This window comes from Gluconobacter sp. (assembly GCF_047723935.1).
In the GTDB taxonomy this organism is placed as follows: Bacteria; Pseudomonadota; Alphaproteobacteria; order Acetobacterales; family Acetobacteraceae; genus Gluconobacter.
This window is the reverse complement of sequence record NZ_JBDOBO010000057.1, coordinates 1-14,215: the sequence shown is the minus strand read 5'-3', so window position 1 is coordinate 14,215 and position 14,215 is coordinate 1. Positions and strand designations below refer to the sequence as shown.

Here is a 14,215-nt window from a genome sequence, read left to right as displayed (position 1 = left end):
GATGACTGTCTTCCTCGTCGCCAATCGGCGTTTCAAGGGAGATCGGCTCCTTGGCAATCTTCAGGACCTTCCGGACCTTCTCCAGCGGCATACCCAGCTTCTCAGCCAGCTCTTCCGGAGCAGGCTCGCGCCCGATCTCATGCAGCATCTGACGGGACGTCCGCACCAGCTTGTTGATCGTTTCGATCATATGCACCGGAATACGGATCGTCTTGGCCTGATCGGCGATAGAACGCGTGATCGCCTGACGGATCCACCAGGTGGCATAGGTCGAGAACTTGTAACCGCGACGGTACTCGAACTTGTCCACAGCCTTCATCAGACCGATGTTGCCTTCCTGAATCAGATCCAGGAACTGCAGACCACGGTTCGTGTACTTCTTGGCAATCGAGATCACGAGACGAAGGTTGGCCTCGATCATTTCCTTCTTGGCACGCGTGGAGTCACGCTCACCACGGGAAATGGTCGCATACACACGACGGAACTCCCCAACCGGCAGGCCAGTCTCGTGAGAAAGCGCCGCAAGATCAGCACGCATGGACCGGATCTGGTCCAGGTGCTTGGTCGTCAGCGTCTTCCAACCCTTACCGGGCAGAGTGCAAATAAAATCAACCCAGGTCGGGTCCATCTCGCGGTTACGATACTTCAGCAGGAAGTCATCACGCGAAATCTTGCAGCCCTCAGCCAGACGCAGCAAGCGGCCTTCGAGGTTGTTCAGACGCTGAACATGCATCTTGATCTGGGCAACAAGCTCTTCAATCCGGTTGTTATGCAGGTGAACCTGCTCCACCAGACTGACCAGTTCATGGCGCAGTTCTTCGTAGATATTCTCAGACTTGTCCGAGCTTTCCTCACCGGCCGTCAGAGCCTCCAGACGCTTGACCTGAAGCTGACGCAGCTTGTGATACAGCGGCTCAATGGCTTCGAAACGAGCCAGGATTTCTGGCTTCAGCTTCTCTTCCAGAGCAGACAGGGACAGGCCACTGCCTTCCTGCTGATCACCGTCGCCTTCTTCGGCATCGTCGTCCGTGGCGTCTTCGTCAGCCGCAGCTTCCTCGCCTTCCTCGCCCTCTTCGCCTTCAGGACCCGGACCGACAGCCTGACTGGCTTCCAGATCCACGATGTCACGGAGCAGCATTTCGCCGTCCTTGAGGCGTTCATGCCAGGAAATGATCGCGCGGATCGTCAGCGGGCTTTCGCAAAGCCCGCCAATCATCTCGTCACGACCCGCTTCAATGCGCTTGGCGATCGCGATTTCGCCTTCGCGGGACAGGAGCTCTACAGACCCCATCTCACGCAGATACATCCGAACCGGATCATCCGTGCGGCTGGCAGCCTCGGCATCAATATTGCCGCCCTGAGGCTCGTCTGATTCCTCAGCTTCTTCCTTGGCTTCTTCCTGAGCCGGCTCAGCTTCGTCCTGTTCTTCGTTTTCCAGAACCTGAATGCCCATCTCTGACAGAGCTGCCATGACGTCTTCGATCTGCTCGGAGGACATCTGGTCCTGCGGCAGAACGGCGTTCAGCTCGTCAAAGGTAATATGGCCACGCTCACGCCCTTTGGCGATCAGCCGCTTCACGGCAGCGGATTGCGTATCAAGAAGAGTGGCATCCCCCTCCTGTTCCTGCGCGTTCCGATCCGTACCAGAGGCTGTTTTCGTCGCCATGCGTCTCTCCCTCAACTCCACCGAAAGCAAGCAATTCGGCAGCGTGCAGGTGGTCGATCCTGAGCCGTAAGTCAAGGTTTAGACGAAAAAGAAAGCAACTTCAGGGCAATAAAAAACGTTAGCCCCGGCCTTTTTCACCCTTCTTCTTCAACATCCTCACCTCGTCGCAGCGCTTCCAGAACCCTCATCCGCGCCAGCAGGCTTTCCGGAAAAGATGAGTCTCCGCCCCCTCCACCGGAATAGACCTGCATGATGGTTGCCTGAATGTCATTGGCCACTTCGCGCTCGAAATTGCGAAAATTTACAAGCCCGTAAAAGTGCCACCAGCTCTCCACAACATCGATCTTGAGAACTTCATCCCTGTCTTTTCCAAGCCCCACTTCCCGAGGCATCGGACTTTCTGTCACGGCCCCCACAATATCCGTCAGCCCATGAGCCTCGATCCAGCGATGGCAGTTCTCTTCCGTCAGATCCTCGTCCTGACAACTCCAGTCCAAAAGGGCGGAGCGAATCCGATCCAGATCCACTGGGAGAGCCAGACTGCTATAGGCCTGCTCAACCTCCGGAAGAATATCCGGATAGCGCAGCAGCATCGCAGTCAGAATGTTGAGACGCTCCACACTCCCCTGCTCGATATGCCGCATCTCGCCAGGGGCCTGCGTTGAAAGAGGAAGCGGTGCCCCTTTCTTCTGGAACGGCTTTTTGCTTCCACCACCGCGCCTGAATCGCGCGAAAAACATATCCAGAAACGTACTGCGATACTCAGACGCGAGTGCCCGATCCGGGATCAGCTTTGACAGAGCAACAAGCTTCTCACGCAACGCCGCCCGCTGATCGGGACCGGGATCAACCATCCCCCCTGTCATCAACCCGAACAATTCAGTCGCCAGAGACGTCGCCCCAGACAGGGCTTCCTTCATGGCCGCAACGCCGCGTGTACGGATCAGACTGTCCGGATCATCTTTAGGGTCGAGGCGGCAGAACCTGAGCGTTCGTTCGGGAGACAGCAGCGGAAGCGCGACTTCACAGACCCGCAAAGCGGCGCGGGCTCCTGCCGCATCACCATCCAGACACAGGATCGGAGAGGGCGTCATGCGCCACAGCAGATCCAGCTGCTCTTCGCCCAGCGCAGTCCCCAACGGCGCCACAGCACCGCCAAAGCCTGCCTGGTCCAGAGCAATGACATCCATATACCCTTCAACCACAACAAGCTCAGCGCCCTTGTGGACAGCCTCACGTGCCAGATCGAGGTTGTAGAGTGTGCGCCGCTTGGAGAAGAGCGCCGTTTCCGGACCATTGAGATATTTTGGCTGCCCATCCCCCAGGGTACGCGCACCAAAAGAAATCAGCTTGCCGCGGCGATCCCGGATCGGAAACGTCACGCGATTGAAAAACAGTTCCCCTTTGGGCTGTCCCCGATCATCCACGCGCAAAATGCCCGCCTGAACGAGCATTTCAGGCGTCACATCATGAGCACGTAATTCTTCAACCAGATGCCGCCCATCGCCGGACCACCCCAAACCAAACCGTTCGATAGTCGCGTCACTCAGTCCACGCCCACGCAGATAAACGAGCCCTTCCCGTCCTTCCGGAAGGAAGAGTCGACGCCGGTAACTGGCCTGAACGAGGGACAGAACATCGCCGAGAGATTTGACCTCCCGCGCACGCGCCTCACTCCGTGGGTCCTGCTTCGGAACTTCAAGGCCTGCTTCAGCAGCTAATTGCTCGACAGCCTCAGGAAAACTCCGGCCGTCGCTCTGCATGACAAAGGAGATCGCATCGCCATGTGCGCCACAGCCAAAGCAATGAAAATGATCATCATAAACGTAAAAAGACGGCGTCTTTTCCCCATGGAAAGGGCAGCACGTTTTCCAGTTCCGGCCAGAACGAACCAGCTTGTTACGCCGTCCGATCAGGGAGGCCAGCGGCGTCCGATTGCGGAGTTCGTCCAGAAAGGCAGCGTCGAATGCCATCGGGCAGCAAGAGCCTTTCGATCAGGTCTGTCAGGAGAGAAGGCTCTTACAATCCTGGGAAGGGAAAATCTACTCTTCCCCAAATCTCCCTGCGTTAAAGAAAACCTGAATAGTGAATGCCAGTTTCCGAAACAATCGTAGCCGTTTTCCTGATCTGGAAACGATTACAATATGAAAGACAGAAGAAATTTTTTTCTTTTGACACCTATCAAGGGAAAAGGCGCAAATATAGCGTCAATATGGCAGTCGAATGAGGCACAGGCCCCTGCATCCCTTTAGTGGGATGGATGAGTCGCGCCTTCACAAAAGATTAAAGACGCAGGATCTCAACCTATGACCGTAAAAATCACGGTACTAAAAGAACAGGACGAAGGCGGTGAACGCCGCGTCGCCCTGATCCCGCAGGTTGTCGAGCGCCTCAGCAGCCTCGGCGTCTCTTTCGCGATGGAAAACGGGGCCGGTGCCGCCTCTTCCTACCCGGATGAAACCTATAAAGACGTAACCCTTTCAACAGACCGGAAGGCTCTCCTCGGCGATGCGGATATTGTCCTCGCCGTTCAGCCTCCCACCATTGAAACCGTTCAGGCCATGAAGCCCGGCGCCGTTCTGGTGTCCTTCATTTACGGCCGAAACCACCCTGATCTGGTCAAGGCCCTTCGGGACCAGAAAGTCACCTGCTTCGCCATGGAGCTGGTTCCCCGCATTTCCCGCGCACAGGCCATGGACGCCCTGTCCAGTCAGGCCACCCTCGCAGGCTATTACGCCGTTCTGCTCGGGTCCGTGCATATGACCAAGATCCTTCCCATGATGACCACGGCCGTCGGCTCCCTGCGGGCCGCGCAGGTTCTGGTCATGGGCTTGGGCGTTGCGGGTCTACAGGCTCTCGCTACCGCCAAGCGTCTTGGTGCCGTCACGGAAGGTTATGACGTCCGCCCGGAAACACGCGAAGAAGCGCAGTCTCTCGGCGCCAAATTCGTCGATACCGGGGTGGATGCCACCGGCAAGGGCGGTTATGCCCGCGAACTGACGGACGAAGAAAAGCAGACGGTCCGCAAGGCCATCAGCGATCACATCGCCCGCGCCGACCTGATCGTCACCACAGCCGCCGTCCCCGGCAAGAAGGCTCCGCGCCTGATTGATGCCGAGCAGATCAAGGCCATGAAGCCCGGCTCCGTCATCATCGACCTCGGTGCAGAAGGTGGTGGCAACTGTGAAGGCACACAGGCTGGCCAGACGGTGCAGGTTGGCCCGACTACAATCGTTGGTCCGATCAATGTTCCGTCCATGCTCGCCCTTCAGGCCAGTGAACTTTACTCCAAAAACATCATGCATCTGCTCCAGCAGATCCTGACCAAGGATGGTCAGATCCAGCTGGATTTCACGGATGAAGTCATTTCCGGCACCGCCCTGACTCATGATGGCTACATCACGAACGAAGGCATCCGCACGGCCGTCGATCCGAATTCCCCGGCGCCGCCCACACCGCAACCCCCTGCTCCGGCTGCCGCCCCCGCCGCACCGGCACAGGCTTCAGGACAGGAGGCCGCACGATGATCACCGCAATGACCTTCATCATCGCGCTTTACATCTTCATGCTCGCCGCCTTCACGGGCTACGAAGTCATCAGCCGTGTGCCATCCATTCTGCACACGCCGCTGATGTCCGGCTCGAACTTCGTACACGGCATCGTGGTCGTGGGTGCGCTGACGGCCCTGTTCAACGCTTCTTCCGTGCTCGAACAGGTTGTCGGCTTCCTCGGCGTCATGATGGGTGCTGGTAACGTTGTGGGCGGTTACGTCGTGACTGACCGTATGCTGGCCATGTTCAAGCCCAGTGACAAAGCGGCTCCGCAGAAGGGAGCGCAGAAATGATCCTCCTCGAATATATCGTCGCCATCAGCGCCCTTATCGCCTCTGGCCTTCTGGTCTATGGCCTCAAACGCATGTCCTCTCCCGTCACGGCCGTTTCCGGCATTGTGACGGCAGGTTGGGGTATGCTGTTCGTTACTGCTGCCAGCTTCCTCGGCATTTTCAGCGTTTCTGAAGCCGCAAAGCCGCATCTGGTCGTCAACGTCATTCTGGCCATTCTCGCCCTTGTCATCGGCGGTGGCTGGGCTGGCTGGAAAGGCCGCAGCGTTGCCATGACGGCGATGCCGCAGATGGTCGCGCTCTTCAACGGCATGGGTGGCGGTGCTGCCGCGGCTGTGTCCGTCATTGCCCTGACCGGCCCGAAAGAAACAGGCATCGTTCCGCTTCTCGTCACCGTCGCTGGTGGCCTGATCGGCAGCATGTCCCTGTCGGGTTCCATCATTGCCTGGGCCAAGCTCGATGGCCGCATGAACAAGCCGATCCGTTTCGGCGGGCAGCGTATCGTCAATGCAGCCGTCTTCATGCTGACCGTCCTGCTCGGCATCATGGCAGCCTTCCTGTACCATCAGGATGGTGGCGGTATTGCCACGCTGCTGTTCTTCATCGGCGCCCTGCTGGCTGGCATCTGCATGACGATCCCCATCGGCGGTGCTGACATGCCGGTCGTGATCTCGTTGTACAATGCCTTCACCGGTCTGGCTGTCGGTCTCGAAGGCTATGTCATGGCCGATCCGGCTCTGATGATTGCCGGTATGGTCGTGGGTTCCGCCGGTACGCTGCTGACGGTCATGATGGCCAAGGGCATGAACCGGTCGATTGCCAACGTGCTGTTCAGCAACTTCGGTGAAGCGTCTGCCTCCACGGCAACCGGCCCCGAAAAGGAAGCCAAGTCCGTCGCTCCAAGCGATGCTGCCACGACGATGCGCTATGCTTCGTCTGTCATCATCGTGCCGGGTTATGGTCTGGCCGTCGCTCAGGCTCAGGGCAAGCTGTACGACTTCGTCAAGCAGCTTCAGGCCGCAGGCGTGGACGTCAAGTTCGCCATCCATCCGGTCGCCGGCCGTATGCCTGGTCATATGAACGTGCTGCTCGCCGAAGCCGGCGTCCCGTACGACATGATCTATGACATGGAAGACATCAACGACAGCTTTGCTGACACGGATGTCGCCCTCATCATCGGCGCCAACGACGTGGTGAACCCATCCGCCCGGACGGACAAATCCTCCCCGATCTACGGCATGCCGATCCTGAATGCGGATCAGGCCCGTCAGGTCTTCGTCATCAAGCGTGGCATGGGCATGGGTTACTCCGCGGTTCAGAACCCGCTCTTCTTCCAGGACAACTGCGCCATGGTCTTCGGCGATGCGCAGGCCGTCCTCAGCAAGATGGTCGAAGCCGTGAAGGCTCTCGGCGCATCGTAAACCAGTTCTCAAGGAGACACTCACATGGCTGATACAATGCTGGCCGCCGTCGTCCGCGAGTTCGGGAAGCCTCTCTCAGTCGAGAGGCTTCCCATCCCCGAGATCCGGCCCAACCAGATCCTCGTGAAAGTCGATACCTGCGGCGTCTGCCACACTGACCTGCATGCCGCAGAGGGTGACTGGCCCGCAAAGCCGAACCCACCGTTCATCCCGGGCCATGAAGGCATCGGCCATATCGTGGCCGTTGGCAGTCAGGTCAGCCACGCCAAGATCGGCGACGTGGTCGGTGTACCCTGGCTCTACTCGGCCTGCGGACACTGCGAACATTGCCTCGGTGGCTGGGAAACGCTGTGTAAGGATCAGGACGACACTGGCTACACGGTCAATGGCTGCTTCGCCGAATATGTCGTCGCAGATCCGAACTATGTCGCACATCTGCCCAGCAACATCGATGCCCTACAAGCCGCACCCGTGCTTTGCGCAGGTCTGACGGTCTACAAGGGCCTGAAAATGACCGAGGCCCGCCCCGGTCAGTGGATGGCCATTTCGGGCGTCGGCGGCCTCGGTCAGATGGCCGTTCAATACGCGGTCGCCATGGGCATGAATGTCGTGGCTGTCGATATTGACGACGACAAGCTCGCCACAGCTACAAAGCTTGGCGCGGCTCTGACCGTCAATGCCAAGGATAAGGACCCGGCAGCCTTTATCCAGCAGGAAGTTGGCGGTGCGCACGGTGCACTGGTTACGGCTGTGGGCCGCACGGCCTTCTCGCAGGCCATGGGTTATGCCCGTCGTGGCGGCACGATTGTTCTGAACGGGCTGCCACCCGGAGACTTCCCGGTGTCGATCTTCGATATGGTCATGAATGGCACGACCATTCGTGGCTCCATCGTCGGCACACGGCTGGACATGATCGAAGCCATGGATTTCTTCGCCCGTGGCAAAGTGAAATCCGTCGTCACCGCAGACAAGATCGAGAACATCAACACGATCTTCGACAATCTCAAAAACGGCCGCCTTCAGGGCCGTACGGTTTTGGACTTCCGGTCCTGAGACAAGACACCTGAGACTTTAGAAAGCACACGCCATGTTTGCCATGCAGCTCCGCCAACACCACCAGCCTCTGGAATGGGTGGAGCTGCCAGACCCCGAACCCGGACCGGACGAAATCCGCATCCGCATCGGGGCCTGCGGCGTCTGCCGCACAGACCTGCATGTCGTGGACGGCGAACTCGCCAATCCCACCCTTCCCATCATTCCCGGACATGAAATTGTTGGCCGGATCGACAAGCTCGGAAGCAACGTTAAAAGCCTGAGCGTCGGGGAACGGGTCGGCATTCCCTGGCTCGGCCATACCTGTGGGCATTGCTATTACTGCACGCACGGGATGGAAAATCTCTGCGATCACCCCCTTTTCACAGGCTTCACCCGCAATGGCGGCTACGCGACCATGACGGTTGCTGATGCGCGATATGCCTTTCCCATGGGTGACAAAGGGGAAGACAAAGACCTCGCCCCACTGCTCTGCGCTGGCCTGATCGGCTGGCGTTGTCTCAGCAAAGCTGGCGACGGCAAAAAGATCGGCCTGTATGGCTTCGGAGCCGCCGCTCACATCATCATTCAGGTGCTGCGCTGGCAGGGCCGCGAGGTTTATGCCTTCACGTCTCCCGGAGACACAGAGAAGCAGGCCTTCGCTCGTTCCCTTGGTGCCATATGGGCAGGCGGCTCAGACGAACTTCCCCCAGAACCGCTTGACGCCGTCATCCTGTTTGCCCCTGTCGGCGCGCTGGTTCCCGCCGGACTGAAAGCCGTCCGCAAGGGTGGAAAGGTCGTGTGTGGCGGCATCCACATGAGCCCGATCCCGTCCTTTTCCTACGATACACTCTGGGAAGAACGCGAAATCGTCTCCGTTGCCAATCTAACCCGGCAGGACGGGTTAGATTTTCTGAAACTGGCTCCGGAGATCGGCATCAAGGTCACGAACACACCCTATGCTCTACGAGATGCCAACAGAGCGTTGGATGACCTGCGTCACGGTCGCTTTGAAGGTGCCGCTGTTCTCATTCCATAAGCGGACATCACCGCTCTGCCCTCGCTCTTAACAGTCCCATCGCCTAAGAAAGACATACTATGTCACAATAAGGCGACAGGCACTTCATGCGTAAGACAGCTCTTCTCCTGATCGTCTTTCAATTCTGCGGGCATGCTCAAGCTGCACCCTGGCAGAACTGCCTTCAGGGAGCGGTCTCCGTTCCACTAGAGCACTATAATGCGCCACCCTCCATGCTGGGTAGTATAGACGGATTACCTGCCCGCTTTTTCCTTGCCCCGCAGGCAAGTGATACTTTTATTTTTGCCAATCACAATGTCACGTTTTTGGGCTCAGCTCCTGAAGATGCGGCATCAGAGACAGGCGAAGCGACAGTATTTTTAAAAACGCTCTCAACCGTAAATATTGGTGCCCTCATACTCAAAAGTTATACTGCTTATGTGGTGGATTATTCAGTACCCAACACTATTATTCCACCACTCCAGGTCGAACTGGGAGAGCACTTTCTCTCCCATATTTCCACCCTGATTGACCGCTCCTCTCGCAACGTCACGTTCTTTCGATACGACGATGAGAAATGTCCATCGATCGGAGATTTGCTCCCGTCGCCGACAACCAAACTGCACCTCTATCAAGACGGTTATCCACTCTCGAACACGGTTCTTGTTGAACTCAACGGCCATCCAGTTCGGATGAAAATCAACCTAAGCTCCAACCGAACCCTGATCCAGAAAGATACAGCCAGAGCAATAGGCATTGCTTCCGAGCCAGATAAAGATGATCCGGTCCGCATCAATGCGGGCAATACAGTTGGTGGCTACCTTCATACGTTCGATACACTGAAAATCGGTTCGTTTCTGCTGCCTCACCCGAAGATCGTTATCGCTTCCACCATTGCCTATGACGAGTTGGGCGCTGACGCTCTGAACCATTTCCATATCCTTCTGGACCCACTTCACGCGACCATCTGGCTCTCTCCCGCGTCAGACCCTTCTCTAACCAAAGAACCGCCATTGCCATGGACGCCACTCCATATCCGCAAGTATCAGGCAGCCGTTCATGACAAGGTCACCGCACCGAAAGATCCCGCTCATTCCGGGAATGATATGTTGAAGACAGCCGGGCCAGATCGATAATACTATTCCGAATCAGAAACGTATTCATCTGACCATAAAGGCTCGGCCGCCATGAGACGACTGTCCAAAACACTTCGAACCGCCGTGCTCGCATCCACGCTCGGCGCAGCATGCATCCCCAGTCACGGCCAGGCACAAACTCTCCCGCCCCTGCAAAGTGTCTCCGTTTACGGTCAGCAGATCCGTTTCCTGGAAGCTGGTACAGGTCCGGACCTTGTGCTGGTCCATGGCCTCGGAAGCAGCGCCACAATGGACTGGGGCAAAGTCATCCCTGAACTGTCCCGGCATTATCATGTAATCGCCATGGATCAGCTCGGCTTTGGGGCTTCGGAAAAGCCGCTGATCGCCTACGGAATTCAGACATGGGTGGACATGCTGGATGGCTTCCTGAAAACACGCCACATCACGCACTTCACGCTTGCCGGAGAATCCCTTGGCGGCTGGATTGCGGGACTTTACACAATCGAGGCGGCACAGAATTCCTCCATGGCCATGCCCCTACGGCTTGTCCTGAGCGATGCCGCTGGCCACAAGTCCCTCGTCGAGCACGGCCTTCCCCTGTTCGGGCCAGTCTCATTTTCTGGCATTCGCACGGGGCTAGGATGGCTGTTTTACAATAAAGCCCTCATTACAGAGGAACTGGTTCAGGCAACATTCCGAACCCGACTGGCCGAAGGTGCGCAATACACGCAGGAGAGCTTCGCCAGAAACGCCAATGCGCCGGACACCTTTCTCGATGACAGCATGAAGGCCATTCATATTCCCACGCTCGTGATCTGGGGACAGAATGACCAAGTCATTCCACTGGCCGACGGCCACGATTTTGCTGCAAAAATTCCCGGAGCGCATCTGACGGTCATTCCACAATCAGGGCATGCTCCCAGCATTGAGCGACCCGAGGCTTTTCTTAAAGCCGTGGAGCCGTTCCTAGCGGCGAAGTAGTATTCGCCATCAGGCCAGAGGGGCTGGAATCCCGTCCCTCTTGTCCTGCGCCTCAACATACATCCGCAATACAGCGGGGTATCGCGTGCGGGTTATTTTCTCCAGCATCGAAACCCCTCGCTCCACGTCTCCCGAGGAGATCGCGTCATCCCAGTCCAGAGACAGCAGAACGATAATACTCTCGGGGCCTCGGGTCTCCGTCACAACCTCATTGATCCCGACAACACCGGGCAATTTCCGCGCTTCCGCACGCACAAAAGCATCAATTTCCGGATTGCTCTCACCCACAAGAAGCGAGCGCGTCTCATTGGTCAGCAATGCTGCCACCACAACCAGCACGACACCAATCAGCAGCGATGCAATTCCATCCAGAACGTGCAGACCTGTCACAACGGAAAGCACGGTGAACACCAGTGCAATCACCAGACTGACCAGCGCAGCCCCATCCTCAAACAGTACGACAAACAGACCGGGATCGGCACTCCGGCGAATCATTCTCCACAATGAAACCCCTTCGCTGCGTGGCACGGATTTCACCGCAGCAATGAACCCATACCCTTCCATGCTGCCGGAAATCGCGAGAATGGCTACGTTCATCCACCACCCCGGAAAGACATGCCCCAAAAGGTGCACCGGCTGCATTTCCGCCGGATGCATGACCTTCTCCCAACCTTCATAGAGAGACGCGACGCCCCCCCCCACAAACAGCGCGCCAGCCACAACCATCGTCCAGAAATACAGTTCACGATGGTAGCCCAGCGGATGCTCCTTCGTTGCCGGAGCCGCTGACCGCTTCATGCCCACCAACAACAGGATCTGGTTTCCGCAGTCCACAAAGGAATGAACCGTCTCTGCCAACATCGCAGCGGAGCCGGTTAGAAGGGCGGCCATCCCTTTCACGCAGGCAATGCCGAAATTGACACCCAGCGCGATGAAAACGACTTTTGTTGAACCACCAGCAGACATGAAGCGCTCATTTCCGTAAGCAAAGGCCAGATTGGGGACCTCAGATAACCTAAGTCAAACTTCTCGAACTTTCAGGGGTTCATGACCCCAACATAAAAAAGGCCGCCCACAAGGGACGGCCTTCTTCAAACGACGATGGCTAGCCCGCTTCAGGCAGACAGACGTGCCTTCACAAGTGCACTGGCCTTGGCCGGATCCAGATCGGCACCAAAACGCTCTTTCAGCGCCGCCATAACCTTGCCCATGTCCTTCATGCTTTCCGCACCTACAGCAGTCGCGGCTTCATCGATAGCAGACTTCAGAGTTGCCTCATCGAGTTCTGGCGGCAGGTAGGCTTTGATCGTCGCGATCTCACCCTCTTCCTTTTCCGCCAGTTCCGGACGGCCACCTTCACGATACATCGTTGCGGATTCAGTACGGGACTTGATCATGGAGCGCAGAGCAGAAATAATCTCTGCTTCCGTCACTTCCCCTGTCTTGGCGCGAGCAGCAACTTCAAGATCCTTCAGCTTCGCCGTGATGCCACGGATCTGCGCCACCTTCTCAGACTGACCAGCCTTCATTGCTGTTTTGAGGTCATCCATGATCTGCGTGCGAAGCGACATGCGTCTTCTCCTGTTTGCGCGGGGCCTGAAAAGCCCCTGTTCAGTCAATGGCGGCAAAATCGCATAAAAGCCTCCCCCCAACAATGGAAAGCACAGCTCTTTCCAGCATCGTCACAAGGTGTAGGGAAGTTTTTTCCCATACTGCCCCACAGACACAAAAACTCATTGGGAAAAAACTTCCCATTCCCGGTTCGATCGCTTATCAGACGGGAAAGTGAACGCGGAGCCAGGAACGGGCGGCCATGGACATCGACAGAATCATTGAAAAAGCTGGCGGCGCGGAAGAAATCGCCGCGCTGGCTGGTGTCGGCCTTGAAGCCGTACGAAAGTGGCGTCAGTCGCGAACCGTGCCGACCAAGCACTGGCCCGCCCTACTGCGCGTTCCCGGAATCGAACTCCAGGACCTAACTTCTGCTGAAACCCCGCAAGAAAGAGAGACGGACGTGTCCAATTCCTGCCCTGCCGGCGCCAATGCCGCCCTTGTCCTTGCAGATGGCACGGTCCTGTGGGGCCGAGGCTTCGGCGCCCATACCGATGGCGCCGTCGGTGAACTCTGCTTCTCCACCGGCATGACCGGCTATCAGGAAACCCTGACAGACCCGTCTTTCGCCGGACAGATCGTCACCTTCACGTTCCCGCATATTGGCAATGTCGGCACGAACACGGACGACAATGAAGCGCCAAAAATGGCTGCTCTTGGCGCCGTCGTGAAGGAAGACATCACCGCTCCGGCAAGCTGGCGCTCCACAGAATCCCTCGACGGATGGCTGAAGCAGCACGGCCGCGCTGGCATCAGCGGCGTCGACACCCGTGCAGTTACACGCTCCCTGCGTGACAATGGCCCACAGACCGCCATCCTTGCCTTCCCGGCGAATGGTCGGATCGACACGGACAGCCTATTGAACCGCGCGCGTCAGTGGCCCGGCCTCGAAGGGATGGATCTTGCCAAAGAGGTCACGCAGCCAAAGCGCGTCTGGACGGAAGGCGTGTGGGAAAGCACCCGCCCCGCTCGGACCGAGAACCGCCGCCGCGTGGTCGCCATGGACTACGGCGCGAAAGACAACATCCTGCGCTGCCTCGTGACCGCTGGTTGTGACGTCACGGTTCTGCCCGCGACCGCTACGGCTGAGGAAATTCTAGAACTGAAGCCCGAAGGTGTGTTCCTGTCCAACGGCCCGGGCGATCCGGCAGCGACCGGCACCTATGCCGTCCCGGCCATCAAGAGCGTTCTGGACGCCAACGTGCCAGTTTTCGGCATCTGCCTTGGGCACCAGCTTCTCGCACAGGCCCTCGGCGGAAAGACTTACAAGCTGGATCGTGGCCATCGCGGCGCCAACCAGCCGGTCAAGGACATCGAAAGTGGCCGCGTGGAAATCACCAGCCAGAACCATGGCTTCGCCGTGGACGAGAAGTCCCTGCCTGCTGACGTGAAGGTGACGCATGTGAGCCTGTTCGATGGCTCCAACGAAGGCATCGCCTCCACCACGAAGGACGCCTTCTCCGTTCAGTACCATCCAGAGGCCAGCCCTGGCCCATCTGACAGTTTCTATCTTTTCGAGCGTTTCGTCGCGGTCATGGACCGTCGCGC

General features: G+C 57.7%; 12 protein-coding genes. 8 read left to right on the top strand and 4 right to left on the bottom strand.

The annotated features are described in order from the left end of the window. Both rpoD and dnaG read right to left on the bottom strand, forming a co-directional pair. Positions 1-1,666, bottom strand: a 1,666-nt coding sequence (gene rpoD / locus ABF979_RS13390; RefSeq protein WP_415560339.1) for an RNA polymerase sigma factor RpoD, incomplete at its 3' end; no start/stop codon positions are given. Positions 1,667-1,800: 134 nt separating this feature from the next. Continuing rightward, positions 1,801-3,639 carry a DNA primase gene (gene dnaG / locus ABF979_RS13385; protein ID WP_415560337.1) on the bottom strand — a complete coding sequence of 613 codons (1,839 nt, stop codon included), beginning with the start codon at positions 3,637-3,639 and terminating at the stop codon, positions 1,801-1,803. A gap of 333 nt (positions 3,640-3,972) precedes the next feature. Between dnaG and ABF979_RS13380 the strand changes: the two genes are divergently transcribed. From ABF979_RS13380 to ABF979_RS13350, 7 genes are all read left to right on the top strand, one after another. Continuing rightward, on the top strand, positions 3,973-5,193 hold the full coding sequence (locus tag ABF979_RS13380; protein WP_415560335.1) for an NAD(P) transhydrogenase subunit alpha: 1,221 nt from the start codon (positions 3,973-3,975) through the stop codon (positions 5,191-5,193). Continuing rightward, positions 5,190-5,510, top strand: coding sequence for an NAD(P) transhydrogenase subunit alpha (locus tag ABF979_RS13375; protein WP_007282792.1), 321 nt, complete (start codon positions 5,190-5,192; stop codon positions 5,508-5,510). The genes ABF979_RS13380 and ABF979_RS13375 overlap by 4 nt, the downstream gene beginning before the upstream one ends. Then, positions 5,507-6,928, top strand: a complete 1,422-nt coding sequence (locus ABF979_RS13370) for an NAD(P)(+) transhydrogenase (Re/Si-specific) subunit beta (protein WP_046901232.1) — start codon at positions 5,507-5,509, stop codon at positions 6,926-6,928. Before ABF979_RS13375 ends, ABF979_RS13370 begins: the two co-directional genes overlap by 4 nt. Before the next feature lie 24 nt (positions 6,929-6,952). Continuing rightward, complete coding sequence (adhP, locus tag ABF979_RS13365; RefSeq protein ID WP_046901231.1) at positions 6,953-7,981, top strand: alcohol dehydrogenase AdhP; 1,029 nt, start codon at positions 6,953-6,955, stop codon at positions 7,979-7,981. A 34-nt stretch (positions 7,982-8,015) separates the two neighbouring features. Beyond that, positions 8,016-8,999, top strand: a complete 984-nt coding sequence (locus tag ABF979_RS13360; RefSeq protein ID WP_415560333.1) for a zinc-dependent alcohol dehydrogenase family protein — start codon at positions 8,016-8,018, stop codon at positions 8,997-8,999. An 86-nt stretch (positions 9,000-9,085) separates the two neighbouring features. Further along, complete coding sequence (locus tag ABF979_RS13355; RefSeq protein ID WP_415560331.1) at positions 9,086-10,114, top strand: retropepsin-like aspartic protease; 1,029 nt, start codon at positions 9,086-9,088, stop codon at positions 10,112-10,114. A gap of 51 nt (positions 10,115-10,165) precedes the next feature. Then, positions 10,166-11,056 carry an alpha/beta fold hydrolase gene (locus ABF979_RS13350; RefSeq protein ID WP_415560329.1) on the top strand — a complete coding sequence of 297 codons (891 nt, stop codon included), beginning with the start codon at positions 10,166-10,168 and terminating at the stop codon, positions 11,054-11,056. Between the two features lie 9 nt (positions 11,057-11,065). Here the strand turns inward: ABF979_RS13350 and ABF979_RS13345 are convergent, their stop codons facing one another. After that, positions 11,066-12,022, bottom strand: a complete 957-nt coding sequence (locus tag ABF979_RS13345) for a cation diffusion facilitator family transporter (protein ID WP_415560327.1) — start codon at positions 12,020-12,022, stop codon at positions 11,066-11,068. A gap of 149 nt (positions 12,023-12,171) precedes the next feature. Beyond that, positions 12,172-12,627: a GatB/YqeY domain-containing protein gene (locus ABF979_RS13340; RefSeq protein WP_046901226.1), complete on the bottom strand. Its 456-nt coding sequence runs from the start codon at positions 12,625-12,627 to the stop codon at positions 12,172-12,174. A 242-nt stretch (positions 12,628-12,869) separates the two neighbouring features. Here ABF979_RS13340 and carA point away from each other — a divergent pair. Next, a partial coding sequence (gene carA / locus ABF979_RS13335) for a glutamine-hydrolyzing carbamoyl-phosphate synthase small subunit (RefSeq protein WP_415560325.1) occupies positions 12,870-14,215 on the top strand: 1,346 nt, incomplete at its 3' end.

Excerpts from the sequence above, each read along its gene's own strand:
- adhP (WP_046901231.1), top strand. The coding sequence starts at position 6,953 with ATGGCTGATACAATGCTGGCCGCCGTCGTCCGCGAGTTCGGGAAGCCT.
- ABF979_RS13370 (WP_046901232.1), top strand. The coding sequence starts at position 5,507 with ATGATCCTCCTCGAATATATCGTCGCCATCAGCGCCCTTATCGCCTCT.
- ABF979_RS13375 (WP_007282792.1), top strand. The coding sequence starts at position 5,190 with ATGATCACCGCAATGACCTTCATCATCGCGCTTTACATCTTCATGCTC.
- dnaG (WP_415560337.1), bottom strand. The coding sequence starts at position 3,639 with ATGGCATTCGACGCTGCCTTTCTGGACGAACTCCGCAATCGGACGCCG.
- ABF979_RS13380 (WP_415560335.1), top strand. The coding sequence starts at position 3,973 with ATGACCGTAAAAATCACGGTACTAAAAGAACAGGACGAAGGCGGTGAA.
- ABF979_RS13355 (WP_415560331.1), top strand. The coding sequence starts at position 9,086 with ATGCGTAAGACAGCTCTTCTCCTGATCGTCTTTCAATTCTGCGGGCAT.
- ABF979_RS13350 (WP_415560329.1), top strand. The coding sequence starts at position 10,166 with ATGAGACGACTGTCCAAAACACTTCGAACCGCCGTGCTCGCATCCACG.
- ABF979_RS13345 (WP_415560327.1), bottom strand. The coding sequence starts at position 12,022 with ATGTCTGCTGGTGGTTCAACAAAAGTCGTTTTCATCGCGCTGGGTGTC.
- ABF979_RS13360 (WP_415560333.1), top strand. The coding sequence starts at position 8,016 with ATGTTTGCCATGCAGCTCCGCCAACACCACCAGCCTCTGGAATGGGTG.
- ABF979_RS13340 (WP_046901226.1), bottom strand. The coding sequence starts at position 12,627 with ATGTCGCTTCGCACGCAGATCATGGATGACCTCAAAACAGCAATGAAG.